Raw genomic sequence first — 26,473 nt, forward strand, 5'->3', positions numbered from 1 at the left:
TCCGCGATGACGGGCAACCTGTACCGGGGCCAGGCCGGACTGCCGTTCTCCTCCGCCCTGCGGATCTACGAGCCGCTCTCCGCCTTCCCGGAGGAACGGCGCGCCGCGCTGCACGCCGCGGGTGCCAGGACGGTGTCCCGTGCTGCCGTGGAAAACGCGGAGCTGCAGGCCTCCCTCGGCCGGATCACGCGCCCCGGCGGAGACCCCTTCCCCACGGGTCGGACGGATCTGGTGCGGGTCGTTCCGGCTCCCGCCGAGCCTGAGCAGCCGAGCAGGCGTGCATCTTTCGGCGCGCCGGATGCTGCCGGGACGTCCGACGACGGCGGGCCGGGTTCCGCCGTCGACCCCGGTGCCGACGACAACGGGCCGGCGCTGCTGTACTGCCCCAGCCAGCTGGTGCTCCGGGCGGGGCTTGCCGCCAACGCCCTCATGGAAGGCATTCACGGCCCCCTGGCCGAGCTGCTGATTCCGGAGGAGCAGCGGGACAAGCACCAGGAACGCATTGACCTCGTGAAGGCCCGCGAGGGCTCCACCCGCGTCCACACCCGCGCCTCCACATGGGGCATCCCGTTCAGCTGGTTCTCGCTCTTCCAGGAATCCGACCCCCAGGACGTGGTGGAGTCCGGCGGACGGATCGTCACGGTCCGGGTCTGGGCACGGATCGGAGAAGCCCTGGAACGGGTCCGGTATGCCGTGGCCAACCTGGCGCTGGCCGCCCCCGACCTGGACATGCTGGACGACATGACCCAGCTCACCGAGTGGCTGGAACTCTTCCACCCCGGTTCCGTGGTGGAGCTGGACTACGGCGCCGTTGCGGACAAGGTGTATCCGGACGATTCACCGATGGACGTGCGCCTGGGCATCGAATGCCTGGCGGAAGGGGACATGACCGGGGCCGCTGCGGCTTACCGCCGGCTGGCCTCGCGCTGGATTCCCATCAGGCAACTCGCCCGCGCGTCCTAGACCAGGCGGCTAGCCGACGTTTCCGCGGAGGGGGGCGGCGCCGTCGTTCTCCTGACGATCAGCTGGTGCGGTGCCACCGTTGAGTGGACCGAACCGATGGCACCGTCCAGCTCATCCAGCAGCATCTTGGTGCCGAGTTCAGCCTGTTCGTCAGGACGCTGCCGCACGGTGGTCAGCCCCATTGCGTCCGAGAAATCGTGATCGTCGATCCCGATGACGGACAGGTCCTCCGGTACCCTGACCCCCACTTTGTAGGCTTCGAAGATCACGCCCATGGCCATCTCGTCCGACGCGCAGAAGATGGCAGTGGGTTTCGGGCCGGGCCGGGCCCACATCCTAGTGAATGCGTCCTGGCCGCTGCGGACCGTGAAGTCGCCCCACTCATCCCATTCCGGCCGTACCGTCAGCCCGGATCCGGCCATAACGTCCTGGAAAGCCTTGATGCGGACGCGGGGAACGTCGAAGTTGAGGTCCGTTTCGTCGTCGCCGTGCAGGAGGGCGATGTCCTTGTGTCCCAGGCTGATCAGGTGCCGCACGGCGGTGGACGCCGCGGCGTAGTCGTCGATGCCGATGTAGGGGCACTCCTCGACGTGGCCGCCGACCACCACCAAGGGAATGTCGATTTTTTGCAGGTGTTCGATTTCCTCGTGGGTCAGTGCCATACAAAGCACCAGGAGGGCATCGATCTGCTTGTAGACCATGGTCTTGCTGAAGAGCCGTTCGCGGTTGCTGCCGTGCCCGCCGAGGTTGAACAGCGAGAGGTTGTACTGGCGGGCGTGCAACTCCCGGTCCGCGCCCTCGATAGCCTTGGAGAAGAACCAGCGGCTCACGAACGGTGCCAGCACGCCGATGGTCTTGGTCCGCCCGGTGGCCAGGCCCGAGGCGGACGAGGAGGCCACGTAGCCCAAGGCACCGGCCACCTCGAGAATCTTTTCCCGGGTGGCCGGTGAAACCCTGGGCAGCCCGCGGACCGCGCGCGAGACTGTCGCAGTGGAAACCCCGGCTGCTGCGGCGACATCCTCAATGCTGACGCCGGAATGGCCGCCCCGTTGAGCCCTGTCAGTTGTGCGTGCCACGGTATTTCCCCTTGTCAGCTGTCCGCAGAAACTTGCTACCTGGTGTTCTGCGGCAACAAACCAGTTTATTCCGCTCAGCCGTTGAGCTCTTGGTCAGCTCCTACTTCTTACGCGTAGCGGTCCTGGCGGGCAGCCGGCGGCGAACCCGCACCATCCCGTACAGCGCCAGCAGCGTGGCCAGCAGGCCCAGCGCCCAGCCGAGGGCCGGCTGGGCGGTCACCTCCATCCAGACGGTGACCACCAGCAGGACGACGGCCCAGAACCCCAGGAATCCGATGATGATGTCGAAATCTTCCCCGGAGCGGGCCCGGCGGTGTTCGCTGCGGACCCGTCCGTGGTTCTGTTCCCCGCCCACAGTTGTGCCTGCCTCTTGACGGATCACTTGACGGCGCCGGCGGTGAGGCCGGCAACAATCTTGCGCTGGAAGACCAGGACCAGGATCACCAAGGGAATGGTGACGATGGTTCCGGCGGCCATGATGGCCGTGTACGGAATCTGGTTCGGTTGTGCCCCGGCGAAGCTTGCGATGGCCACCGTGACCGGCTGGGTCGCGTCGCTGGACAGCTGGCTGGCGATCAGGAACTCATTCCAGGAGGAAATGAACGCCAGGATGGCCGTGGTGAAGATGGCCGGTGCCGCCAGCGGCATGATGACCTTCCGGAACGCCTGGCCTTGGGTGCAGCCGTCCACGCGGGCCGATTCCTCCAGCTCCCACGGCATTTCGCGGAAGAAGGACGTCATGGTGTACACGGTCAGCGGAAGCACGAACGAGATGTTCGGGATGATCAGTGCCTGGTAGGTGCCCATCCAGCCGATGTTGGTGAAGAGCTGGAAGAGCGGGGTGATGAGGGCAACGCCGGGGAACATGGAAGCCCCCAGGATGAAGCCCAGCACCAGGTACTTGAATCGGAAGTTCAGGCGCGCCAGGGCGTAAGCGGCGAACACACCGATCAGCAGCGAGATGACTGTCACCGTGATGCCGATGAAAATGCTGTTCAGCAGAGCCTGGCCGAACCTGTTGCCAAACGAGGTGTCGAAGGCGGTGATGAAGTTGTCCAGCGTGACGTGGGTCGGCAGCAGCGAGGTGTCGTAGGTAAAGCCCACTTCCCTGAACGCCGTCACCACCATCCAGTAGGCGGGCGCCAGGCACCAGATAAGGATCACGGCGGCGCTGATGTAGGTGCGTGCCTGTGCCCATTTTTCCCGGTTCTGGGAGGCCTTGCGGCCCCTGTCCTGTTCGGCACGGAGGGCTGTCCCGGTGCTCATTTCTTCCCCTTACCCGTGGCGCCGCTTTGTTCGACAACATTGGCGCCCAGGAAGCGGACGAAAATGAAGGCGACGATGAAGATGATGATGAACGTGATGGTGGATAGCGCCGCGGCCGCGTTGAACCCTTGCCTGATTTGGTTGATCACCAGGATGGACAGCGTGGTGGTGTTGTTCGCACCGCCCGTCAGGATGTAGGGCAGGTCGAACATGCGCAAAGCGTCCAGCGTCCGGAACAGGACGGCAACCATTAGTGCAGGCTTGACCAGCGGAAGCGTGATCAGCCGGAACCGCTGCCAGGCAGTGGCGCCGTCCACCTTGGCCGCTTCGTAGACCTCGGCCGGTATCATCTGCAGGCCGGCGAGGATCAGCAGCGCCATGAAGGGCGTGGTTTTCCACGTATCGGCAATGATCACTGCCCATTTGGCCGGCCATTCACTGCCGGTCCAGAGGATGCTGGCGTTGAACATCTTGTTGGCGATGCCCTCGAAGGCGAAGATGAACAGCCACAGCTGGGCGGTGACTGCGGTGGGGATGGCCCACGGCACCAGGACGGCTGCGCGGACGAGGCTCCGGCCCTTGAACGTGCGGGCCATGATCATGGCCATCCAGAAGCCAAGGATGGTCTCGAACGTCACCGTGATGACAGTGAAGAGGAACGTGGTGGCCGTTGCCGACCAGAACTGTGCACCGAGCGTTCCTGGCGGACAGGCGACAGTTCCGCCGCCGGGAGCCGCACACTGCTGCGCGATCCAGTTGACGTAGTTCTGCACGCCCGCGGGACCGCCGGCCGTGAACAGCCCTGTCACGGGATCCAGGCCGGCATCCTTCTGGAAGGACATCACGATTGCACTGATGATCGGGTAAACGATCACGATCGCCAGGGCAATGATGGTGGGGGCTAGGAGCCAGGAAGCCCATTTGCCCTGGCTCAGGATCTTGTTGTCCTCGCCCACGCCCTTAGGGCCGTGGTGGACCGGGGTACCGCCCGACGCCGGTGACTTGACCGGCGTCGGGCCCAATTCGGTTGCCATGGCTAGACTACGATCCCGCACCGGCGGTTTCGATGGACTTCTGCATGTCAGACAGAGCCTGTTCCACCGACTTTTCGCCCTTGAGTGCTGCGTAGGAGTTTTCCTGGATGGCCTGGGTGACCGCCGGGTAGAACGGCGTGACCGGACGCGGCACGGCATTCTCGATGGAAGTCTTCAGCACCGGCAGGTACGGCAGCTTGGCAACGAGTTCCTGGTCCTCGTACAGGTCGCCGAGCACGGGGGCCAGCGAGCCCTGGGTTGCGAAGAACTTCTGCTGCTCTTCTTCGACCAGGAACTTTACGAAGTCGTGGGCCGTGGCCTTGTTCTTCGAGTACACGCTGATGGCTGCGCTGTGGCCGCCCAGTGACGAGGCGCCGGGGCCGTCCTTGCCCGGGAGGGCCGTCATGCCGAGAACGTCCTTGACCTTTGAGGATCCTTCAGTGGTGGCCAGGTTGTAGACGTACGGCCAGTTGCGGTGGAAGAGCAGGTTGCCGTCCTGGAATGCGCGGCGGCTTTCCTCTTCCTGGTAGGTGATGGCTTCCTTCGGGATGTTGCCGTCGGCGAAGGCCTTCACGAGGTTCTCAAGGCCTTCCTTGGCCTCGGGCGTGTTGAGGCTGGGCTTGCCGTCCTTGTCCAGGACGGAGCCGCCGAAGGAGTTGATGGCCTCGGACGCGTTGACCGTAAGGCCTTCGTACTGCTTGTACTGGCCCGAGTAGCAGCCGATGTTGTTGGCCTTGGCGATGGAGCACATCTCCATCATTTCGGCCCAGGTGGTGGGTGCCGTGGGAACAAGGTCCTTGCGGTAGTAGAGGATGCCGCCGTCAGAGGAAACCGGTGCCGCGTACAGGGTGCCCTTATAGGAACCGGCTTCGACGGTGGGTGTCAGCATGCCTGCCGTGTCCACCGCCATCTTGTCCTTGAGCGGCTGGAGCCAGCCCTTGGCTGCGAATTCAGCGGTCCACACGACGTCGACACTGGCGACGTCGTAGTTGGGGTTCTTTGCCTGGTAGTTCTGGACCAGGTCGTCGTGCTGCTGGTCGGCCTGGTCGGTCTGCTCCTTGAAGGTGACCTTCTCATCCGGGTGGGCCGCATTCCACTTTTCGACCAGCGGGCGGACGACGTTGCTGTTGTCCTTGCCCTGGACGTAGGTGATGGGGCCGCGGCCGTCGAGGCCTTGTTCGGCGTCGCCGCCGCCTCCGCCGCCCGTGGTGCCGCCTCCGCCACCGCAGGCAGAGAGCGTTAATGCCAGAACACCGGCGGCTGCGGCCGGCAGTAGGAACTTAGGGGTTTTCATAAAAGGGGACTCCTCGCTGAGTGACAAGCAAATCGGCGGTGCGGTTGAAGTGGTGCCCATCACACTAGTAACGTTGCGGTGAGAAATGCAAGCGTTTACACCGAAGTTTATGGAAAGGATATCTGTGGCACACAGCCCAGTCCCCACTGCCGGCTCGTCCATCCAGGCCTGGTGGGCCAGCGCCGTTGTTTACCAGGTCTATCCCCGGTCCTTCGCCGACGCGAACGGGGACGGGATGGGCGATCTCCGCGGTGTAACGGCGCATTTGGACCATTTGCACAGGCTCGGGGTTGATGCCGTCTGGCTGTCCCCCTTCTACAAATCACCGCAGGCCGATGCAGGGTACGACGTTGCCGACTACCGCGAAGTGGACCCGCTGTTCGGCTCCCTGCCGGACTTCGATGAAATGTTGCAGAAAGCTCACGGCCTGGGGCTCAAGGTGATCGTTGACCTGGTCCCCAACCACACCTCGGACGAACACGTCTGGTTCCAAGATGCCCTTGCGGCAGCCCCGGGGTCCCGCGAACGGGACCGGTACATGTTCCGCCCTGGAAAGGATTCGGTTCCCGGTTCCGGCGACGGCGGCCTGGCACCGAACAATTGGAAGTCCATCTTTGGCGGCCCCGCTTGGACCCGCGTCACGGAGGCCGACGGAAGGCCCGGCGAATGGTATCTGCACCTGTTCGACACCAAGCAGCCGGACCTGAACTGGGACAACGCCGAGGTCAAGGAGGAAATGCGCTCGGTGCTGCGGTTCTGGCTGGACCGCGGCGTGGACGGCTTCCGCGTGGACGTGGCCCACGGCATGGTCAAGGAAGCGGGACTGCCTGACTGGGAAGGCTCCGCGGCCATGGTGGAAGGGGCCACCGAAGTGCCCGGCGATGCCCCAGGCGGACATACCGAAGCGGAGGAACCGCACCGCGCCCACGCTGCCGGTGCCGCTGCCGGGAGCGCTGCCGCTGCCGGGAGTGTTGCCACCGACATCGCCGGTGCCGCCGGGGGTGACGGGCACCAGCCGGTCTCACCGCTGTATCCCCCGTCGCCGTTCTTTGACCAGGACGGTGTCCACGACATTTACCGAGACTGGAACCGGGTGCTGGCCGACTACGACGGCGACCGGATGCTGGTGGCCGAAGCCTGGGTGGAGCCGGCCGAGCGGCTGGCCCGGTATGTCCGGCCGGATGAAATGCAGCAGGCTTTCAACTTCGACTTCCTGCTGGCCGGCTGGGATGCCGCCCGGACTGCGATGGCCATTGAGGATTCGCTGCGCGCTGCCGCCACGGTGGGGGCCACCACTACGTGGGTTCTCAGCAACCACGACACCGTCCGGCACACCACGCGCTTCGGGCTGAAGGATCCCACCACGTTCCCGAAGGGTATCGCCGCCGAGGATGAACAGCCCGACGCCGGGCTGGGGCTGGCACGTGCCCGGGCCGCCACCATGGTGTCGCTCGCCCTCCCCGGCTCGGCCTACCTGTACCAGGGCGAGGAACTGGGCCTTCCCGAGCACACCGCGGTCCCGGCCGAAGCCCGCCAGGACCCCACGTTCTTCCGGACCAACGGGGTGGAACGCGGACGCGACGGCTGCCGGGTACCGCTCCCGTGGAAGTCCGAGGAACCGGGTTACGGATTCGCGTCCGCGTTCACCGCTGCTGACGGCGCAGGTTATGAGGGCACCACATCCGGGGCACGCCACGCTCCTGCCGCCCCCTGGCTCCCCCAGCCCGAGTCATTCGGTGCGTTGGCCGCGGACCGTCAGGACGGCGTCGCCGGTTCCACCCTTGAGCTGTACCGCGCCGCCCTGGCTCTCCGCCGCGAACACCGCCTGGGCGCCGGGAGCTTCGGCTGGGCAGATTCGCACGAGCCCGCGGACGGTGTGCTCGCTTTCCATAACGGGGCGGTCCTGGTGATCGCCAACATGGGAATCGCTGCAGCCCCGCTGCCGGACGGGTACCGGGTCGTTCTGGCCAGCATGCCGGAAGCCGTGACAGGCGGCGACGCCGAATCGGGGACGGACCGGGGCGGCGCACGGAAACTGGCGCCGAACTCCGCCGCGTACCTTCTCGCCGACTAAAGCGCACGCCTACCGCACAACGGGACAGGGGCGCTGCCTTCCGGAAGGAAAGACAGCGCCCCTGCGGTGTTCGGGTTGTGTGGTTTCGGTTCTGCTCCGTTTGGCCCCTGCGGTGTGTTCGGACTCAGTCGCGGGGGACCAGTCGCCCGGACCAGCCGCCGGGTGTCAGCGGACGCGTTCGGCCCGGCTGAACCGTGAGCGGGCGCCGGCGCCAATGTGGATCAGCACGGGCGTGCGTTTGCCGACCACGGCGTCCAAAGCTTCCACGAGGGCCGAAACATCCGCTGCGAGGAGGTGCGGGGCCACGCCGTGGCGCGGCTGCAGCCGGATTTTCAATGCGGGCTCACCGCGGATCTCGTAGGTGGCGACTGTGGCACCGGCAAGGTCCTGCCGCCCGGCCAATGCCGCCCGCAGCGCCTGCTCGGCAACGCCGCTGCCGATCCGCACATTGCCGGGGAAATCGCCGGCGTCATCCTCGGCGACAATCAGGCCGGAGCGGCCTTTGCCCTGTTGCGCTACCCATGCGACCATCGCGGCGATGACCAGGGCCAGCACCAGCGCGATCACGGCCCACAGCCAGCTTTCTTCACGGCCGGGAATGCCGGTGCGCTGAAACAGCTGGCTCATCCCGCTCCACACGCCGGCGGACCACTGCTGCCACCACGGACCCACGGCCGGCACGGTGGCCAGCAGGACCAGCAGCAGTCCAATGACCAGAAGATTCAGGCCCAGGATCCCGATCAGGATCCGGTTCAAGACTCTGGGGGTGTTGTTCATGCCCCGATCACCCCGGACGTGGCCACGCTGACGCGCACTTCGGGCATTGGAGCGGGAGACATTTCCCGCAGTTCCTCCAGCACCGACGCCAGGACGGCATTTTCACTGACCGGCACCCCGGACGTGGGACGCACGTTGACCGTCACCTGCCGTTGTGAGACCACCACCATCACCTGTTCCTGGGTGACGTTCGCAGCGAGCCTGGCACGGCGGGCAAGCGCTGAGGCGATCACTTCGTCGTCAACCACCACTCCGGCACGCGGGTCCGAGAGCAGATGCCTGGCCCGCCGGCCTGGCAGCACCGCATTGAGGAAGAAGAACAGCCCCACCATGGCCGTAAAGGCTCCGATGACGCCGAGCAGCAGGGGCGATATGCCCTGCGGGAGCGCGATGATGCGCTCCGCCGCAGTCTCCGGATCAATGAGCCACGGCGGCTGCCCGACGGCACGCACGGCGGCTTCGAGGAGTCCGTAGCCGCACAGCGCCACCACCAGGACCGCGGCGATGCCGGACACTCCGGCCCGGGAAGAGCGCGTTTCGCGGTCCAGGATCCGGCGCATCCCGGCACCCCGGGAATCCGCGGCAGCGCCGGCATTGACGGCATCCGCGCCGTGTCCCGCTGCGTGGCTGCCCTTTGAGCGGACGTCCGTCGCGTTGTTCACTGGACCCTTCCCCCTTCGCTGATGGCGGCGCCGCTGATCCGGATGTCGACCCTGCTCAGCTGCGCCCCGCTGAGCTCCGCAACGCGGTGCAGGATCACGGCTTTTGCCGCAACGGCGCGCTCCCAGATGGACCCGCCGAACCCGGCGACGCGGCCGGGATCGCGCAGGACCGTTGTCAATGGCGGGATCCTGATAGGCAGGACGAGCGACAAGGCCAGCAGCCCGTCGTCGTCGGACCAGTCAGCCCGGACGTCGTGCGCCGGGACCCCCAGGGCCTCAGCTGCGGCGGCCCGGGCAAGGCTCGTGAGCGCCTGCGTACTGATGCGGTTGTGTCCGGCCATCACGGAGCCACCGGCCACGGTTCCGGCCGCGCTGCTCATGAGGACGAGCGCCGGCCTGTGATGGCATCGAACACGCTGCGCAGGTCAAGTTTCCCTTCTGCGGCGCGGCCAAGAAGGGCACCGATTCCCATGAAAAGCAGCGAAACCAGGAAGCCCCAGACGCCGAACTGAAAGGACATAAAGGCCACGAAGGCGCCCACTGCAATTCCCACCACGGTCAGGTTCACTGGATGGCCTCCCTTTCAGTCCGGGCTTCCACTGGCAGCCCGGGCTTTGCCGGACCTGCCACGTAGACGTCGTTGATCTCCACATTGACCTCGATGACCTGCAGGCCCACGAGCTCTTCCACGGCCGTATAGACAGCGGCACGGACCTGGTCCGCCAGGGAGTGCAGCGGCGTCCCGTAGACGGCGACGAGGTTGATGTCCACTGCTACCTGCGTCTCGCCAACTTCCGCGTGGACGCCGGCGGCATGGTCCGAACTGCCGACGGCATCCCGGATGGCCCCGAGGGCACGGGACGGCCCGGTGCCGAGCGAATAGACTCCCGGCACGGCGCGGGCGGCAATGCCGGCTACCTTGGCAACTGCCGTTTCGGAAATGATCGTGCGTCCGGTGCCGGCCGTCAGCGCACTGCCTGGTTCAACGTGGGCCCCCGGCGCGGGATGTGGGTTCTGGTATTCCATCAGGCACTCCCCTTCTCTTGAACACCACCCTATCCCTTGGCCGCGGCAAGCGACTGAACGCCAGTGGAAATTGCTAAGCCGAAATCCGCTACTTGCAGTTGGCGGCGAGCCAGGCGGTGACCGGGGTCATGGCGGCGTCGAACTTTCCGCTCGAGTACACCGTCTGGTCGCTCAGCCCGGCGACGGCCACGTCATTGAGGTTGGCGAAATCGGCCTTGAGGTCGTCCGGAACGCGTTCGGCGGTCTCGCTGAGCGACGTTTTCAGCTGTTCAAGTTCCGCCGTTTTGCCCTGTGCTGCCGAGAGCGGGAACAGCGAGGCGCCGGTTGCCTGCTGGGAGATGGTGGTGCACGCCTCCGCCGCGGAAGGAAAGTCCCCGAACGGCCCGGAGCTCTTGCTAGGGGTCGGCGTTGCCGCGGCGGTTGCGGGAGCGGACGACGACGGCGCGCTGCCGGTTTCCGGTGCGGAGCACGCGGTGAGTGCCAGTGCGGCGAAGAGGGCGGCTGCGGTCAGAGGGCGTGAAAGGTTTTTCAAAGGTCACATTTCTGGTTGAGATTGCGCCGCCCGCTCCGTTTCCGGCAGCTGGCGGCATTGGCGTTCTGTCCCCGGCGTGCGAGTCTAGCCCGGATGACGTGCGGGATTCCAAGCGGGGGCTACGGAAGCTCCCCCTTGAACGAGGAAGCCACCCCGTTCTGCCGCACATCCCTCCGTATATATCCGCACATGTCTCCGTATATATAAGGGAGCACAAAAAGGAACAGGGGCGTCCGGATGGTTCCGGACGCCCCTGTTTGCTACTGCGGATGTTGAGTACCCCGGTGAGGGCTACTTGTAGAGGCCTTCGCCGCCAACTTTGACGTTGGTGGGCAGGTAGCCGAACGGGCCGAGGCCGTTCTGGCCGAAGCTGCGGTCCACCTGCGAAACGCCGTCACGGAAGTTGATCTTCACGGTGGGCGAGAGTGAGCCGCCGCGGACGCCGTTCACGTTGTCGATGAAGGACTGCACCAGGCCGCCCGGCTGCACGTAGTGCGAGTAGGCCTGGAACTGGCGGCCGTTCTGGTTCGGGGTGGGTGCCTCCGGGGACTCGGACGGAAGGTTGAGGTCCGTCGGCGAGCCCAGGGCCAGGCCGCTGTTGTTCATCGGCTGGTAATCGGAACGGACGCCGTCGCCGACGAAGCCGTAGACACCGTCCGGTCCGCGCATACCGGCTGCGTAGGTGAACTGGTGGCTGATGGTGAACAGGTAGTACTTGTTCTTGCCGCCTTCGTTCTGGATGAAGATCTGCGGACGCTCGGTCTGGTCGTTCACGCAGTTGGCGGAGAGGATCGGCGGCAGGAAGGACCACTTGGTCAGGTCCTTGTTGTCCGCCACGGCCAGCCCGACGTTGGCGGTCTGGTAGTAGGCGCCGCTGCTGTTGACCTCGTTGAGGTTCTCGGCGTTGGGGTCGCCGGGCTTGTAACCCAGGTCCTCGGGCTTGCACTCGTATTCGCCGCGGGTACCGCCGGTGTTGCCTTCGAAGACCATGAAGGTCTTGCCCGGGTGGGCCGGGTCAGCGAACGTGTAGGGGTCGCGGAAGGCGAAGCCCGGGTTCTGGGCCTTGTTCTGGTACATCTTGCCGTCCGGCTCAAGCAGCTTGGTGTGCTTGAAGCCGTCGAACGTCACGCCGTTCTCGTCGGCGTGGATCTTGCCCAGCGCTTTGGCGATGGCCGCGTCCGGCGCGATGCCGCCGCCTCCGGCGTTGCGCTCGGCAACGTCGTAGAACGTGGTGGCCGTGTAGAACACGTTGACCTGGTTGCCCTGCATCAGGCGGGTGGAGCCGGACCATTCGGTGTTGCCGATGGAGGTGTTGTCCAGGAACAAGTGTCCGCCGTAGTTCCACTTGTCCTTGGCCGGGTCGGCGTTGGTCTTGCGGAAGAAGTAACCGATCCGGGCGTTCCAGTGGCGCTGGTCGAAACCGTAGCCGGCGTGCCGGTCGGCGACCAGGGAGAAGATGACGTCGTAGCCCTTGTAGCTGATCTGGTTGGCGTTCTCGTCAGTCAGCGACCAAGTGTCCCAGACCCAGACGTCGTCGTTCATGGCGGGGAAATCCTCGGGGATTTCCGGCATGGTGACGTCGGGGCTCATGGAGTTCTGGCCGGGCGTTACCGTGGAATCGCTCTGCGCCATGATCTGCTTGGCGTCGGCGCGGGTCCACTTCGAGGTGAAGTCCGCCGCCGGGTCATAGGCCTTCTGGCTGTGATCGGTGGGCAGCGGGAAGCCGGGGGTGGGGGCAGGCATCTGCTCAGCGGCGGGCGGGTCCGCGGGTTCGTTGGCCTGGGCCGACGGAACCGCAAGGAAGGCAGAGGCCGCCACGGCCGCTGCCAGTGCTGCGGCGGCGGGGCGCCACCGCAGCATCCGGGGTGTGTTGGGGTGCTTGTGCATTTTTTGCTCTTCTCGCGGAGTAAGACCATTCGTGGAAGACGGGCATATGCCCTTTCCCGAAACTCCGGCGTTCCCGACAACGCGCAGGCGTCATCGGGGACGCCTTTGTGTCGAGGGGTCCGGGGCTTGGGTAGTGCCCCGGGAGGCGACCCGGAAGATGATCTCTTCCGGCGCCGGTTTCCACGCTAGGTGGGCCGCGGCCTGCTTATCAAACCGTGTTTCGGGCCGCCAAAAACCGAGTTTCGCTCCATTTGTGCAAGCGCTTACATTGCCCATTGCGCGCGCGTGCCACAGCGGATTTTGTGAGTCAAATGTTGCATCATAAATCTGATTTAGTGTGAAATGTCACCCTCCGATCATCCCGCGTTCACTTTCCTCCGCAGCTTGGAGCACGCTCATCCGGAGCCTGTCACCAGCACATCCTGATACGCTGCCCGGCCGTCGAACACGTTCAGTCCCACCTTTCCGGAGGTCAGGGAAGCGTCATCGACGGCCAGGATTTCGGCGTCGTCGAGCTTTACTGTCAGCCTCTCCCCTGCCGCCTGGGCCTCCAGGCTGTAGCTGACGCCGTGGCTGAGCAGCAGCGGCACACTCGCCAGGACACTACTGGCGGGATTGAAGACGCCGTCCTGGATCTTGAAGATCCGCACCAGCCGCAGGTTAGGGTCCAGGTTGACGTAGTACGCCGTGGAGCCGTCGGCCGAGGCCCGCAGGAGCACCGAACCGGCGCCGCCGTAGCCCCGACCTGGCACTTGGTCGCTGCTGCGCATGGCCCCGGCGTAGGGCACACCCCCGAAACGCACGGTGGCAGCCACTCGGACATCCAAGTAGGTGGCCGCGCTCATGACGGTGGAGTCCTTGTCGAATATGCCGGCCAGCCCTGCTCCCGTGCTTTCCCAGCGGCCGCCGGGCACCACCGAGTAGGAACCGAGGTTGTGCCGCGCGGTGCCGGTTGCTGCGGGAAGGACAGCCGACGGCGGCGCTGCGGTGAGGCGCGCCGTGTCCGCCAGCTGATGGACTTTGGCGGAGACCAGCCGGGCATCACCGCCGCTTGTGCTGAAGGACAGCCCTGTGGAGGTCGCATCCGGGAAGACCAGGGAGGTAATGGCTGCCGTGCCGTCGCCGCCGAAGACTTCAACCGAGGATGAATCCACCAGCGCCCTCAGCTTCACCCGCCGCTCAGTGCCGCCCCCGGACGCTGCCACAGTTTCGGAACTCCACGCCGTGCTGGAGTTGTCCGCCGCCGCACCTGCGAAATACCGGGTGAAGTCCGCTCTGCCGGACTGTCCGCGGTCCAGCGTCATGGTGCCGGCGCCTGTCGCATAGCGGAGCAGCGTTTCCTGGGCAGTGCCGCCGACGGTGCCGCCTGCCGTGCCTTTCCGGAGCCCGAAGGTGAACGCCGAGGCACCGCCGGAGGACGGGATCGCAACCTCGGCCTCCAGCTCGAAGGACCGCCCGGCGGCGGCAGCCAGCGGATTGGCCGATGTGGGCGTGACGGTAACGTCGGACGCCTGCCACGTGGACGTCCTCTGGCCGGCCAGCTCGGCCACCGGTTCCTGTCCAAGCCGGAGTCCTGCACCCGGAACGTCCTTGAGGCTGAGCTGGCGCGGGACGCTCAGCTGCCCGTTCCACCGGCCCGTGGGCAGGCTAAAGGGGTAGTCCCAGTTGCTCATCCAGCCGAGCATGATGTGCCGGCCGTCCGGTACCCCGAAGAAGCTCATGGCCGCGTAATAGTCGCGGCCGGAATCGGCCTGCAGGACCTGCTCCGGACCGGTGTCCGCGGTGAAGGCGGTCCCGTTCCACATCCCGGTGACGTATTGCGCAGAAGAGCCGTTGGTGGGCCTGACGGCACCCGTGCTCCACCACAGCACCCAGCGTTTAACGCCGGGCTGCCCTTCCACCGGCAATTCAAAAAAGTCCGGACATTCCAAGACCCCGCCGCGGACCCAGTCGCCGTAGCCGAACGCACTGGTGAACGTCCAGTGGACCAGGTCGGTGGAGGTGTGGAAGCGCAGGTGGTCGCCGGCGGCCACCACCATGATCCACTTGCTGCCCGCCGCGTCCCAGGTGACCTTGGGGTCCCGGAAGTCCCAGCCGCCGTCCGGGCCGCCGGGGTTCCCCACCACGGGCTCGGCCTGCGCGAGTTCCCAGGTGCGGCCGTGGTCCTTGCTGTACATGGCCCGCACGGATTGGTTTCCATTGGCGGCGTCATGGTTGAAGCTCGTGTAGAAAGCAATCAGGCCCTGGCCGCCGTCGAACAGCCCGCTGGCATCGTTCGCATCCACCACCGCGGAGCCGGACCAGGACTCGCCGGCCGCCAGGTGCGGCAACGCGATGGGCAGCTGTTTCCAGTGCAGCAGGTCGGTGCTGACGGCGTGCGCCCAGCGGCCGCGGTCCTGATGGAAGAGGTGGTATTCGCCGTCGAAATAGACCAGTCCGTTGGGGTCGGAGCTGTTGCCGGAGTTCTGGCTGTAGTGATAGCCGGGCTGGTAGAGGCCGTTCATGTAGCTGGCCACGTCGTCTGCCCGGACGTTCTGGAAGTAGGCTCCGCCGCCGCTGACGCGCAGCCCGAAGCCGCTGCCCGAAGCCGTCCCGGCCGGCCCGGAGACGGCCTGGACGCCGTTGATCAGGGCTGTTGCCTCGGTACCCCGGACGGTGAGCTGGACGCGGTTGAGCTGGCCGGCCGCGAAGCTGTCCGGCGGCACGGACCCGCTGGCAAGGACGGTCCCCGTGCCCCGGTCTTTCAGGAGTACCGTTCCCGCTCCGGGGTCCACCCGGAGCTCGGTGCCGCCGGTGCCGTCGGCCGCGCTCCGGACCACAACGCCGGCCGTTGCCGGTGCGGCGACGTCCAGGTCGAGGGAGGCGACGACGTCGGACGCTGCCGCCTGGACGAAACGTGCAGCTTCCGTACCGGCGGCCAGGCCGTCCGTTGCACCATGGATGCCCCGGGCATCCGGCTCCCAACTGCCCGAGGACGTGCGCCAGCCCTGCAGGGATGTGTCGAGGCCCTTGAGGGTCATGCCCTGGAAGACGGTGTCGCCGTTGAAGGCGAGCAGGCCCACGTGGCCCGAGCCGTGCGCGGTGTCGACGGCGGTGATAACCGGGGTATAGCCGTTCGGGTCCATCAGGTCCGTCTGCCACCGCACTGCGAGCTGACCGCCGTCGGCCGTCACCCGCAGCCGGTACACCGCGCCGACGGTAATGCCTGTGGCGTAGCTGCCCAGGGTGGCGTTGTCCTCGATCCGGTACAGCCGCAGCCGTCCGGCGTTGGCGTCCGCTTCGGCCGCGTAACCGGCAGTTCCGCTCGCGTTCGTGCGGAACAGGACGGAGCCCACTGCATGGGCCGAGGTCACCTGGACGTCGGCGGTGAAATCCGTGACCTGCGGGGACTGGCCGGTGGCGACGGCCCTGATGTTTGCGCCGCCGGGAGCGGCGCCCCGGAATCCGGTGGCCGTCGCGGTCCAGCCGGAAGCGTCTGTCAGCCAGCCGCTGACGTTGGCGTCGACGGTGCGGACCCGGGGCTGGCTGAAGTTCACTGAGCCGTTGAAGGCGTGGAGCCCCACATGGCCGTCCTGGTACCGCTGGTCCGAGGCATCGATGCGGGCCACGCCGTCCACCGCCACATAGATCCGCGGCCCGTCCACATGGACGTCCACGGCATAGCTCCGCCCGGTGTCCAGCGGAACTGCCGCGGACGGCGCCACATCCTCGCCGGTGGCCAGATCGAACAGCCGGACCCTGTCCAGGTTCGGATCGATGGTGGCTGCATAACCGCTGCTGGCATCGGCCGCGCCGCGGAACACCAAGGCTCCCACGGCGTAGGGGCTGCCGGGGTCCACTGATACGTCGGCTGTGTACCTCGCAGTGCTGCTGATGCGCTGCTCGCTGATGGCCGTGGCGTTCTGGTCCGGCGGGGCGACGGCGGACTGGCCGCCGGCCGACGTCCGGGTCCAGCTTCCGCTGACGGGCACCACGTCCGGCATGGAGCTGGTGCTGCTGCCCAGCGTAATGAGCCCTGTTCCAGGAGCAGCCTGGGCGGGCGGGGCCAGCATGGCCGGGGCCAGGACGGAACCTCCAGCCAGGGTGCCAAGGCCGAGCGCGGCCGCGGTAAAACCTGCAACTAACCTTTTGGACATTCAGATCGCCTTTGACCTTGGAAAATGCTTCAGGATGGGTTTAGGGCATCGGTTGCTCCCCAGCGACCTCCTCGCCTCGCAAGCCCGGCCAGGGAACCCTGTCGGCGTGCTCCGCAACGGCCGTTACGAAGCCCGAAAAGGGCCGTTACGGAGCAATCGATGAGGGTGTCAGGGGAACAGCGGGCGCGGGCCGTCGAAGACGCCGTCCATGCGCCAGGCATCCAGCTGCAGCAGCCGGACCGTTCCCGCCGCCGACATGCGGACTGCCTCCCCGCCGAGGATCGGATAGGCCCGGGCCGTCAGCGGTTTCCCGTTGGCGAAGACCTCCAGCGCCGAGCGGTCCACCAGGACGCGCAGGTGCAGCTTGCCGCCGGGCAGCCGCACCGGTCCGGATTTCTCCTCGGCATCCACGGCCCGGTCCAGGCTGCTGCGCGCGCGGTCCAGAAGCACATAGGACTGCGGGAAGCCGACGGCGCCGACGTCGTAACCGATCTCGATGACTGTTTCCTCGGCCAGGCCGGCGGTGACTCCGTCGCCCGGGGCCGTGGCGGTCCCCAACACACCCAGCCGGAAAACGCTGCCGGGCTCCAGTTCCAGGTCCAGTTCAAGGTCCAGCTGGTTGCCGGACACCCCGGACAGGACCTCGCTGCCCCCCACGGTGCGCGGACCGATCCGGACATGGTCGCGGCGCAGCGACTCCACCTCCGGCACGGGAGCGAAAGCCAGCTCCCCGTCCACGCCCAGGGTGGCCACCCGGGGCAGGCTCATCACGCCCGACCATCCGGCCTCCACCATGGCGGCTTCCTCCCGGCCCTCCTGCAGCCAGCCGAACATGACCCTGCGCCCGGAGTCGTCCGCGAAAGACTGCGGGGCGTAGAAATAGCGGCCGCCATAGTCCAGCCGGTGCAATTCCCGGGGCGTGTACGAATCCCCGGCGTAGCGGCCGGTCCAGTAGAGCGGGTGGCGGGTGTCGCCGTCGTGCCAGGCCGAGAAGACGAGCACGTCGGTGCCCGGTGTCCGGTCACCCGACGCACCGCCGCCCGCCCCTGCCACGGAGCCGCCCAAGGTTCCGGCGCCGCCCAGGGTCCCGGCGCCCGCGCGGAACAGGTCGACGCACTCCCACATGGTGCCCTGCCAGTCCGTGGCTGCCGGATCGCCGGAGGCGGCATCGCCGATGAAGAGCGGGCCGATGTATTCCCAGCGGCGGAGGTCGTCGGACTCGTACAGGAAGGCCGTGCCGCCGCGGCCGCGGATTCCGGACCCCACGAGCTGGCGCCAGACCGGGCCCTCCCGCCAGACGCAGTGGTCGCGGTAGGCGGTGATGTCCACACCGACCGGCGGCGCCGGAATTACAGGGTTTTCGGGCGCTTTGGTCCAGGTCAGGAGGTCCGGCGAGCCGACCGCCACGCAGGGCAGTTCGCGCTCGCCATGCCGGCCGGAGTACACGAGGGTGGGCGTGCCGCCGTCGTTCACCAGCACACCGGACCAGCAGCCGTCGGCGTCGGGCCCGTCGGAAGGCTCCAGCGCCACGGGCTCGTCGGTCCAGTGGACCAGGTCCGTGCTGGTGGCGTGGCCCCACAGGATGCGGTGGTGGAAGGCACCCTCGGGGTTGTACTGGTAGAAGAGGTGGTAGGTCCCGTTCCACTGGCTTACCCCGTTGGGGTCGTTGAGCCAGCCTGCGGGCGAGACGAAATGGAAGCGCGGCCGGTGCGGGTCGGCCTCGGCCCGTGCCACGAGTTCATCCCGGGGCACGGTGGCCAAGGGGTGGGTCAGTTCGGTCATGCGGAAGCCTTGTTTTCTGTGCGGGATCCGTCGGTTGGCGACGCGTCGTGGGCTGTCGGGAGCGCGGGCTCGAGGGGCTCGGCGGACAAGGCATGGCTTGCCGCTGTGGCCGGCGGCCGGTAGAGGTGGCAGCGCACCCAGTGTTCGTTGGCGGGATCGCCCACGCGGTGCCGGACGGGTTCGGTGGCGGAACAGCGCTGCTCCGCATCGCCGTCGAACGCGCACGACGCCGATTCCATCACGGCTGCGCGCAGCGCGGCACGTTCGTGCGGGTCGTAGGATCCGGTGCGGGCGGGATCCGGCACGGCCGATACCAGCAGCCTGGTGTAGGGGTGGGCCGGGTTGGCCAGCAGGTCCAGCGATTCGCCTTCCTCCACGAGTTCCCCGGCGAACATCACGGCGATCCGGTCCGCGAGGTAGCGCGCGGACGCGAGGTCGTGGGTGATGTAGAGCATCGAGATGCCCTGCCGGTCCCGCAGCTGGCGCATCAGGTTCAGGATGCCGATCCGCACGGAAACGTCGAGCATGGAAGTGGGTTCGTCCGCAAGGATCACTTCGGGTTCAACGGCGAGCGCCCGGGCGATGGCCACGCGCTGCCGCTGCCCGCCGGAGAGCTCGTGCGGGTAGGAGTTGAGCATGTCCGGGGTGAGTCCCACGGTGGTCATCAGCTCATCCAGGCGGCCTCGCAGCTGCTCCGGCGTCCCGGCCTTTCCGTGGAGGGTCAGGGAACGGGTGAGAAAATGTTCGATCCGGTGGACCGGGTTGAGCGAGCCGAAAGGGTCCTGGAACACCATCTGCAGCTGCGACCGGTATTCCCTGGATGCCTGGAAGCGGTCCCGTTTGAGGACGTCCGTGCCGTTGAGGAGGATCTGGCCAGCGGTGGGCTTCTCCAACCGTGCAATGCAGCGGGCCAGGGTGCTCTTGCCTGAGCCGGACTCCCCCACCAGGGCCACGATCTCGCCTTTCCTGATGGCGAGGTCCACGCCGCCGAGGGCCCGGACCGAGGCCCGGGAAAACAGGCCGCCGCTGGAGAAGTCCTTGACCAGGCCCTTCACTTCGAGGGCGGGAGCCTCGCCGCTGGCCTGGCCCTGCGCGTTCGGTGCCGGTGCCGCCTGTGCTGAAACCGGGGTGCTCATGGCTGTGCTCCTTGGAGGACTGGAAGGGGGGACACGAAATGCGCGGGCGAGACTTCCTGGAGGTCGGCGATGTTGCTGAACTTCACGCCGTCGGCCAGGCCCGTCAGGGGAACACGGGGTCCGGTGAGCGGAGGGAAGGCGCCCATGAGTGCCTGCGTGTAGGGGTGCAGTGGCGCGGCGTGGATGTCCTTGGCTTTGGCGGTCTCCACGATCCGGCCGCCGTACATCACGGCCATCCGGTGCGAGAGCTCAACCATGAGGGACATGTCGTGCGTGATGAACAGGACGGAGAAGCCCAGTTCTCGCTGCAGCTCCTTGATCTGGGCCATGATCTCCTGCTGCACCACCACGTCCAGGGCGGTGGTGGGTTCGTCCAGGATCAGCAGCGAGGGCTTAAGGGCCACGGCCATCGCGATGACGGCGCGCTGCCGCATCCCGCCGGAGAGCTGGTGCGGGTAGGACTTCAGCCGGGCGGGATCGATCCGGACGAGCTCCAGCAATTCGGCTGCCCGCCGCAGCGACTCCTTCCGGGTGTAGCCGGCATGGGTGGTATAGATATCCACAATCTGGTCGCCGATGGTCATCACGGGGTTCAGCGAGTTCATGGCGGACTGGAACACCATGGCAACGTCCTGCCAGCGGAAGCGGCGCAGCTCTTCGGTCCCCATGGCCAGGACGTCCCTGCCGCCGAAGCGGATGCTGCCGCCGGCGATCTCCGCCGGGTCCCGGAGGAGCCGCATAATGGCGTTGGCGATGGTGGATTTACCGCAGCCGGATTCGCCGGCCAGGCCGAAGATTTCCCCCGTCCCGATGCTGAAGGAGACGCGGTCGACGGCGGTGGTGGAGCGGGTATCGCCGCGGTACTTCACGGTGAGGTCCCTGATTTCCAGGACAGGTTCGTGCGACCCGAAGGAGGTCTGGGAGACGGTCATGCCGATGCTCGCTTTCCGGGTTTTGAAGGCTTGCGCGCGGGCTTGGTGTTCTTGATCTTCCGCACCTGTATTTTCCTCACCTGTATTTTCCGCAGTCGCGGGTTCGTGACCTCATCCACCGCGTAGTTGATCAGCGACAGCGAGAACGCCACCAGCGCGATGCACAGGCCGGAGGGGATGAACACCCACCAGCTGCCGGTGAGCAGGGCGCCCTCGTTGCCGGCCCAGTAAAGGTTGTTGCCCCACGAGACCGTGCTGACGTCACCGAGGCCCAGGAACTCGAGCCCGGCCTGGGCGCCGATGCCGTAGATGATGCAGGCCAGGAGCGTGCCCATCACGATGGAGGCCATGTTGGGCAGGATTTCGCGGAACATGATCCGCAGGGGCCGTTCACCCGTGACCACGGCCGCGGCCACGAAGTCCTTGGACCGGATGGACAGTGCCTGCGAGCGCAGCACCCGGGCGGATCCGGCCCAGCCGGTGACCACCAGGACCAGGACGACTGTGCCCAGGCCCGGCGGCAGGAACGCGGCCAGGATCACCAGGAGAGGCAGCCCCGGCAGGAGCAGGAACACATTGGTGGTGAGGGACAGTGCCTCGTCGATGAACTTGCCGAAGTAGGCCGAGGCCAGGCCCACCAGGATGCCGATGAACGTGGAGGCGAAGCCCACGGTCAGGCCCACCAGCAGGGAGCTGCGGGCGCCGTGGATGGTGAGGGCCAGGACGTCCTGGCCCTTGGCCGTGGTGCCCAGCCAGAACTCGGCGTCGGGCTCCTGGGACGCCATGCCGGTGATCTTGGAGGGGTTGTCCGGGTACAGCACGGGGGCCAGCAGCGCCAGGGCGATGAAGACGAACAGGATGGCCGCGCCCACCATGGCCTTCTTGTTGGTCAGCAGGCCGTGCAGCAGGCTGCGGTTGGGCCTGCGGACGGAGGCTCCGGGAGGGAGTCCGGCACCGCCGTCGGGCGTTCCTGCAGTGTTTCCGGCAAGGGTGCCGGGAAGCGTGCCGCCGGCGAGGGTCTCCCCGGACACGGAGGAGGCGGTGGTTGCGATGGAAGTGGTCATGATCCGTCCTTCCTAGTTGGCGCGCACGCGCGGGTCGAGGCGGACGTAGAGGATGTCCACGAGGAAGTTGGCCAGCAGCACGGCGGCCGTGATGGTCAGGAAGAGCCCCTGCATCAGCGGGTAGTCGAGGCCCTGCACGGCGTTGAGGAGCTGGTAGCCCACGCCGGGGTAGGCGAACACCACTTCGGTCAGCAGCGCACCGCCCACCACGAAGCCCAGGCTCATGCCGAAGCTGGTCACCGACGGCAGCATGGCGTTGCGGGCGGCGTAGCGGAACATGATCCGGCCGGGGCGCAGACCCTTGGCTTCGGCCATGGTGATGTAGTCCTCGGCGTTGGTGGCGATCATGGTGTTGCGCATGCCGAGCATCCAGCCGCCCACCGAAACCAGCACGATGGTGAGGGCCGGCAGCACCAGGTGCATCCCGACGTCGGACACGAACTCCCAGCTGAAGCTGGGCTCGATGGTGTCGCTGAACGCGTGGCGGATGGGGAACCAGCCCAGGGTGACGCCGAACAGGTAGAGGGCGCCCATCGCGAGCCAGAAGTACGGGAAGGACCCGATGAAGATCAGGAAGGGAGGCAGAGCCGAGTCAATGGCCCCGCCGCGCCGCCAGGCGGCCAGGATGCCGAGCAGGTTGCCCACGACGGCGGCAATCACCAGCGCGGTCCCGCCCAGCAGGAGCGTCCAGCCAACCTGCGAGGCGATCACTTCGGTGACCGGGGTGGGGAACCGGGAGATGGAGACGCCCATCTGCCCGGTGACCATGTTGTGCAGGTAGTCGACGTACTGCTCCCAGATGGGCCGGTCATCGACGCCAAGCAGCTTGCGCAGGGCCTCGATCTGTTCGGGCTGCATGCGGTCCTGGGTGCGGGCGAACATGCGGGATACGGGGTCCCCCGGCATAAAGCGCGGGAGGAGGAAATTCAAAGTGATGGACACCCAGAAGGCGATCAGGTAGAAACCCAGGCGGCGCAGGATAAAGCGCACGGTTTCCCTCCATTCGGGAATTGCGGAAGTGGGGCGGCGTGCCCGGTGCGTAGGTACCGGTGATCAGATGCCTAAGGGCACCGGGCACGCCGTTGCTGCTGAAGGGGTGGTGTGGGCATACGGGCCCGGGGCCGGCTAGCCCTTACTTGGCCGGTTCCAGCGAGGTCAGGACCAGCACCGTAGTGGGTGCCCGGACCGACAGGGTGGCGTACGGGTTTTCTTCGGTAGGCCAGCCGGTGAAGCGTGTGTTGTTGTACGCGCCCCATTCCGGGCCTGCGAACAGCGGGATGGCGGGGGCAACGGCGCTGTACTCCTCTTGGAGCTTGTCCGCGATTTCGTGCTGTTTGTCCTCGTCGGCGGCGGCCGCGAATTCGGTCAGCAGGGCGTCGGCCTTGGCATCGCCGAAGCGGTGGTAGTTCTCGAACGCCTTCTCACCCACCGGCTTGACCGTGGCGGTGCCCATCATGCCCGCGAAGTACTTGTAGGGGCTGGGATCGTTGGCGCTCCAGACGATGCCGGAATCAAAGTCGCCGGTCTCATAGCCGGCAACCACGGCTGCCCAGTCCGGGGAATCAACCTTTGCCGTTACGCCCACCTCGGCGAGGTTCTGGGCGATCACATTGGCCACCGAGAGCCAGTCGGAGGACGCGGCGCCCACGGAGATCTTGAACTCGAAGGGCTTGCCGTCCTTCAGCGTGCGCTTGCCGTCCGCGCCCTTGGGGTAGCCGGCCTTGTCCAGGAGCTTGTTGGCTTCGTCAACGTTGAGTTTCGTCCAGTCGCAGTTGTCCTGGACGTCCTTGTTCTTCCAGGTTTCATGGTTCCCGGAGAGCCCGGTGCAGTCCGCCGGTTTGGTGTAGCCGCTCATGCCGATCTTGGTGACCTGCTCACGGTCCACGGCCATCGAGAGTGCTTTGCGGACGTCCGTGTCGTTGAAGGGGGCCTTGGTGGTGTTCAGCTGCCAGTTGATCATGGAACCCGTGGGCGGGAACCAGTACTTGCGGTGGTCCGGGTCCTTGGAAATGAAGGTCTTCTCGATGTTGGGCATGTACTGCGGCGCCCAGTCCACATCGCCGTTCGCGGCGGCGAGGTTGGCGCCGTCGTTCCCGGCGAAGGCGAGCATCTTGATGCCGGCGATCTTCTGCTTTTCCGGCTGCCAGTAGTTGGGGTTCTTCTTCAGCACGAACGACTGGGCCTGGAAAGTATCCACTTCGGTGTACGGGCCGGTGCCAACAGGCTTTTCGTTGGCTTCCTTCTCGGGGTCCGCGATCTTGGACCAGACGTGGTCCGGCAGGATGCTCAGCTGGCCCAGATCGAACAGGGCCGGGGACCAGGCGGTCTTGAAGCTGAACCTGACCTGGTTGGTGCCTTCGGCCGTGACCGTGTCCAGGTAGTCGTAGCCGCCCTTGATCTTTTTCTGCAGCGCGAAGGTGGTGACAACGTCGGCCGGGACCAGGGGCTGGCCGTCGGACCACTTGACGCCGTCGCGGAGGGTGAAGGTGATGGACTTGCCGTCCTCGGCTGCCTTCCATTCGCTGGCTAGCCACGGGGTGGTGTCACCGTTGGCCGGGTTGTAGACCAGCAGGGATTCGTAGATGGCCTGCTGGGTCATGGGGGCCACGGTGGGGGCGAACGGGTTGAAGTTCCGGACGAACGTGCCCATGTCTTCGCGGGGAATGGTCAGGAGCGCGCTCTGGGCCGAGGCGTCAGCCTTGGCGGAGCCGGAGTTGCCCGCGTTGGCGGAGCAGCCGGTGAGCACCAGGGCGCCCATGGCCAGGCCGGCCGCTGCGATGCGGGCAGACCTAAGGAATCGTGCTTGTGTCATGATGGATATCTCTTTCCTCGTCTTCGCTGTCGAAGGTGAAGGTGTGGTTGGGGTTGCCGTTCAGTAGTTGATTTGCCGTCAGACTGAATAGCGTTCTAGCAGCGGACAGTCGACCATTTGCTGATGTGCAATGATCGGCTGTCCTGCTGTAAGGCTTGCGAGTGTCTGGACACCCAGCGCACCCATCTCCTCGAAGGGCAACGCAACCGTGGTCAGCTTGGGCCTGAGGTAGGCCGCAATGAGTTCCTGGTTGTCGAAGCCGATCACGGCGATGTCTTGGGGGATGGCCAGTCCACGTTCCTTGATGGCGTCGTACGCGCCCATGGCCATCCGGTCGTTGAGGCAGAACAGGGCAGTTGGCCTGCCTTCCCCAGCGGGATATTTGTCAAGGATTTGGCAGGCTGCCTCGTAGCCGCCGTCCGCCGTCGCGTATCCCGCGACTATAAGATCAGGGTCCAGTTCCAGCCCTGCTTCGGCGAGTGCTTCACGGCACCCCTCCAGTCGTCCGACGGCGGCGGGGATATTCGGATCCAGGTTGATGACGCCGATTCTCTTGTGGCCGGCCTGGAGCAAATGCTCGACGGCGACCCGGCCCCCGGCGCGTTCGTCCGGGACGATCGAGGGCAGCTTCCCGTCGGCGTCGAAGCAGTTGATCAGGACAGTGGGCACCTCATTGGCGCTTTTCGGAACGTGCACGGGCCGGTGGAAGGTGGCCGCGTACAGAAGTCCTTCCACCCTCTGCTCCAGCAGCTTTTCGAAGGCTGCATCCTCCATGCCCTTGTTGGGTCCTACGGCGTCGGCCTGGTCTGACGGGGCGATGAGCAGGAACCGGCGGTCCAGCCAGGCCTGGTCCTGCGCGCCCTTGATGATGTCGACGGCGAACGGTGCCGTGACGATCTCCGTGACGATGCCGTACCAGTCGCTGCGCTGCGATGCCAGGGCGCGGGCGCCGGCGTTGGGCCTGTAGCCGAGCGCTTGGACGGCTTCGAGGATCCGGGTGCGGGTTTCCTCGGAGATGCTGGCGTTCTCGCGGTTGCTGAGGACGAAGGACACCGCGGTGCGGGACACGCCGGCTGCCTTGGCCACGTCCGCCATGGTGACGCCGCGGTGCCCGGGGGCCGTGGGAGTCGCCTCCGCCGCAGTGGGTGTGCTGTTCGCCATTGAATGCTCCGGAACGTTGCCAACACTGGCCGCCGTGGCCAGCTGAAATCTCGGTTACTAACGCGCGTTACTTCGAGCGTGTGATTTAGGTTACGCGCGTTACTTGGATCCTGTCAACGGGTAATTTTCGCGGTAGGTCCTGCAGTTTGCGTCCAGCTTGCCGCGGCTTCCGGCGCCCACCGCGATGTTGCCGCGACGTACCGACGACGCGGGTGGCCGGGCTAGGCTGACAGGAAATCCCCTCGAAACGGTCGGCTCCCCCGCTGTCGGCTGGGGGAAAAGACCAGGCGACGGGGAATACACCTCGGCAGGGCAAGGGGCCGGCGCGGAGGGGCGGGCCACCTCTAGGGCGGCCAAACCACAGGGCCACGCTGGGGCGGGCCCGCTAGGCTGGGGCGGGCCACCTCAGGGGCGGGCGGTTAAAGAAGAAAAGCACCAGTTCCGAAGAACTGATGCTTCCCAGTGGTGGCTCCGACCGGCGTCGATCCGGTGACCTTTCGATTTTCAGTCGAACGCTCTACCAACTGAGCTACAGAGCCTAGGTGACATGTCACCATGACAGCCGGAATTTCTTCTGGCAATCAGAGCGACCCTGACGGGACTTGAACCCGCGACCTCCGCCGTGACAGGGCGGCGCGCTAACCAACTGCGCTACAGGGCCTTGCTTGTACTGCTTGTACTGCGTGTTTCTTGCTGTCTGCAGTATCGCTACTGCAATTTTTCAAGGCCTTTAGCCTACCAGACTTTTCGGTCCGGTTTGACCACTTCCTTGCGTACCCCCAACGGGATTCGAACCCGTGCCGCCGCCGTGAAAGGGCGGTGTCCTAGGCCGCTAGACGATGGGGGCCTGAACTCAATC

The 26,473-nt window shown here is 66.3% G+C and carries 22 protein-coding genes and 3 tRNA genes; 2 read left to right on the top strand and 23 right to left on the bottom strand.

Features of this window, described 5'->3' with window-relative positions; translation table 11 throughout:
- Positions 1-6: 6 nt before the first annotated feature.
- Positions 7-963 (top strand): hypothetical protein, encoded by a 957-nt coding sequence (locus J2S97_RS07685; protein WP_307048099.1) that lies wholly within the window; start codon positions 7-9, stop codon positions 961-963.
- On the opposite strand, the gene J2S97_RS07690 is transcribed toward J2S97_RS07685, so the two are convergent.
- From J2S97_RS07690 to J2S97_RS07710, 5 genes are all read right to left on the bottom strand, one after another.
- A complete protein-coding gene (locus J2S97_RS07690; protein WP_307048100.1) occupies positions 960-2,039 on the bottom strand; it encodes a LacI family DNA-binding transcriptional regulator in 1,080 nt (359 codons plus the stop codon). The two genes, J2S97_RS07685 and J2S97_RS07690, sit on opposite strands and share 4 nt — an antisense overlap.
- Before the next feature lie 100 nt (positions 2,040-2,139).
- On the bottom strand, positions 2,140-2,394 hold the full coding sequence (locus tag J2S97_RS07695; RefSeq protein WP_307048101.1) for a hypothetical protein: 255 nt from the start codon (positions 2,392-2,394) through the stop codon (positions 2,140-2,142).
- A 23-nt stretch (positions 2,395-2,417) separates the two neighbouring features.
- The gene (locus tag J2S97_RS07700) at positions 2,418-3,305 is read right to left on the bottom strand and encodes a carbohydrate ABC transporter permease (RefSeq protein WP_307048102.1); all 888 of its coding nucleotides are present in this window, start codon (positions 3,303-3,305) and stop codon (positions 2,418-2,420) included.
- Positions 3,302-4,339 (bottom strand): carbohydrate ABC transporter permease, encoded by a 1,038-nt coding sequence (locus tag J2S97_RS07705; RefSeq protein WP_307048103.1) that lies wholly within the window; start codon positions 4,337-4,339, stop codon positions 3,302-3,304. Before J2S97_RS07705 ends, J2S97_RS07700 begins: the two co-directional genes overlap by 4 nt.
- A 7-nt stretch (positions 4,340-4,346) precedes the next feature.
- Entirely contained in the window at positions 4,347-5,633 is a 1,287-nt protein-coding gene (locus J2S97_RS07710) for an ABC transporter substrate-binding protein (RefSeq protein WP_307048104.1), read from the bottom strand.
- 109 nt (positions 5,634-5,742) lie between these two features.
- Here J2S97_RS07710 and J2S97_RS07715 point away from each other — a divergent pair, with 109 nt between their 5' ends.
- On the top strand, positions 5,743-7,707 hold the full coding sequence (locus J2S97_RS07715; protein ID WP_373460516.1) for a glycoside hydrolase family 13 protein: 1,965 nt from the start codon (positions 5,743-5,745) through the stop codon (positions 7,705-7,707).
- Between the two features lie 165 nt (positions 7,708-7,872).
- On the opposite strand, the gene J2S97_RS07720 is transcribed toward J2S97_RS07715, so the two are convergent.
- The 18 genes from J2S97_RS07720 to J2S97_RS07805 all read right to left on the bottom strand — a co-directional run bounded on the left by J2S97_RS07720 (position 7,873) and on the right by J2S97_RS07805 (position 26,461).
- Positions 7,873-8,484, bottom strand: coding sequence for a hypothetical protein (locus tag J2S97_RS07720; protein ID WP_307048105.1), 612 nt, complete (start codon positions 8,482-8,484; stop codon positions 7,873-7,875).
- The gene (locus tag J2S97_RS07725; RefSeq protein ID WP_373460517.1) at positions 8,481-9,146 is read right to left on the bottom strand and encodes a DUF6286 domain-containing protein; all 666 of its coding nucleotides are present in this window, start codon (positions 9,144-9,146) and stop codon (positions 8,481-8,483) included. The genes J2S97_RS07720 and J2S97_RS07725 overlap by 4 nt, the downstream gene beginning before the upstream one ends.
- Positions 9,143-9,526, bottom strand: a complete 384-nt coding sequence (locus J2S97_RS07730) for a hypothetical protein (RefSeq protein ID WP_104173700.1) — start codon at positions 9,524-9,526, stop codon at positions 9,143-9,145. The genes J2S97_RS07725 and J2S97_RS07730 overlap by 4 nt, the downstream gene beginning before the upstream one ends.
- Positions 9,523-9,714, bottom strand: coding sequence for a hypothetical protein (locus J2S97_RS07735; protein ID WP_104173701.1), 192 nt, complete (start codon positions 9,712-9,714; stop codon positions 9,523-9,525). The genes J2S97_RS07730 and J2S97_RS07735 overlap by 4 nt, the downstream gene beginning before the upstream one ends.
- Positions 9,711-10,172 carry an Asp23/Gls24 family envelope stress response protein gene (locus J2S97_RS07740; RefSeq protein ID WP_307048106.1) on the bottom strand — a complete coding sequence of 154 codons (462 nt, stop codon included), beginning with the start codon at positions 10,170-10,172 and terminating at the stop codon, positions 9,711-9,713. Before J2S97_RS07740 ends, J2S97_RS07735 begins: the two co-directional genes overlap by 4 nt.
- A gap of 88 nt (positions 10,173-10,260) precedes the next feature.
- Positions 10,261-10,704, bottom strand: a complete 444-nt coding sequence (locus tag J2S97_RS07745) for a hypothetical protein (protein WP_307048107.1) — start codon at positions 10,702-10,704, stop codon at positions 10,261-10,263.
- A 291-nt stretch (positions 10,705-10,995) separates the two neighbouring features.
- Complete coding sequence (locus J2S97_RS07750; protein ID WP_307048108.1) at positions 10,996-12,591, bottom strand: glycoside hydrolase family 68 protein; 1,596 nt, start codon at positions 12,589-12,591, stop codon at positions 10,996-10,998.
- A 395-nt stretch (positions 12,592-12,986) separates the two neighbouring features.
- Positions 12,987-16,727 carry a GH32 C-terminal domain-containing protein gene (locus J2S97_RS07755; protein ID WP_307048109.1) on the bottom strand — a complete coding sequence of 1,247 codons (3,741 nt, stop codon included), beginning with the start codon at positions 16,725-16,727 and terminating at the stop codon, positions 12,987-12,989.
- Positions 16,728-16,895: 168 nt separating this feature from the next.
- Positions 16,896-18,509 carry a glycoside hydrolase family 32 protein gene (locus tag J2S97_RS07760; RefSeq protein WP_307048110.1) on the bottom strand — a complete coding sequence of 538 codons (1,614 nt, stop codon included), beginning with the start codon at positions 18,507-18,509 and terminating at the stop codon, positions 16,896-16,898.
- Positions 18,506-19,645 carry an ATP-binding cassette domain-containing protein gene (locus J2S97_RS07765; RefSeq protein WP_307048111.1) on the bottom strand — a complete coding sequence of 380 codons (1,140 nt, stop codon included), beginning with the start codon at positions 19,643-19,645 and terminating at the stop codon, positions 18,506-18,508. The genes J2S97_RS07760 and J2S97_RS07765 overlap by 4 nt, the downstream gene beginning before the upstream one ends.
- Entirely contained in the window at positions 19,642-20,577 is a 936-nt protein-coding gene (locus J2S97_RS07770) for an ABC transporter ATP-binding protein (protein ID WP_307048112.1), read from the bottom strand. The genes J2S97_RS07765 and J2S97_RS07770 overlap by 4 nt, the downstream gene beginning before the upstream one ends.
- The gene (locus J2S97_RS07775) at positions 20,574-21,641 is read right to left on the bottom strand and encodes an ABC transporter permease (RefSeq protein ID WP_307048113.1); all 1,068 of its coding nucleotides are present in this window, start codon (positions 21,639-21,641) and stop codon (positions 20,574-20,576) included. Before J2S97_RS07775 ends, J2S97_RS07770 begins: the two co-directional genes overlap by 4 nt.
- A gap of 12 nt (positions 21,642-21,653) precedes the next feature.
- Positions 21,654-22,631, bottom strand: a complete 978-nt coding sequence (locus J2S97_RS07780; protein WP_307048114.1) for an ABC transporter permease — start codon at positions 22,629-22,631, stop codon at positions 21,654-21,656.
- A 142-nt stretch (positions 22,632-22,773) separates the two neighbouring features.
- Positions 22,774-24,453, bottom strand: a complete 1,680-nt coding sequence (locus tag J2S97_RS07785) for an ABC transporter substrate-binding protein (RefSeq protein ID WP_307048115.1) — start codon at positions 24,451-24,453, stop codon at positions 22,774-22,776.
- A gap of 78 nt (positions 24,454-24,531) precedes the next feature.
- Entirely contained in the window at positions 24,532-25,614 is a 1,083-nt protein-coding gene (locus tag J2S97_RS07790) for a LacI family DNA-binding transcriptional regulator (protein WP_307048116.1), read from the bottom strand.
- Between the two features lie 463 nt (positions 25,615-26,077).
- Positions 26,078-26,153 (bottom strand) — tRNA-Phe (locus tag J2S97_RS07795).
- Between the two features lie 48 nt (positions 26,154-26,201).
- Positions 26,202-26,275: transfer RNA gene (locus J2S97_RS07800), tRNA-Asp, on the bottom strand.
- Between the two features lie 113 nt (positions 26,276-26,388).
- Positions 26,389-26,461 (bottom strand) — tRNA-Glu (locus J2S97_RS07805).
- Between the last annotated feature and the right edge of the window lie 12 nt (positions 26,462-26,473).

The sequence above is a fragment of the Arthrobacter oryzae genome (assembly GCF_030812315.1).
Taxonomy (GTDB): Bacteria; Actinomycetota; Actinomycetes; order Actinomycetales; family Micrococcaceae; genus Arthrobacter; species Arthrobacter oryzae_B.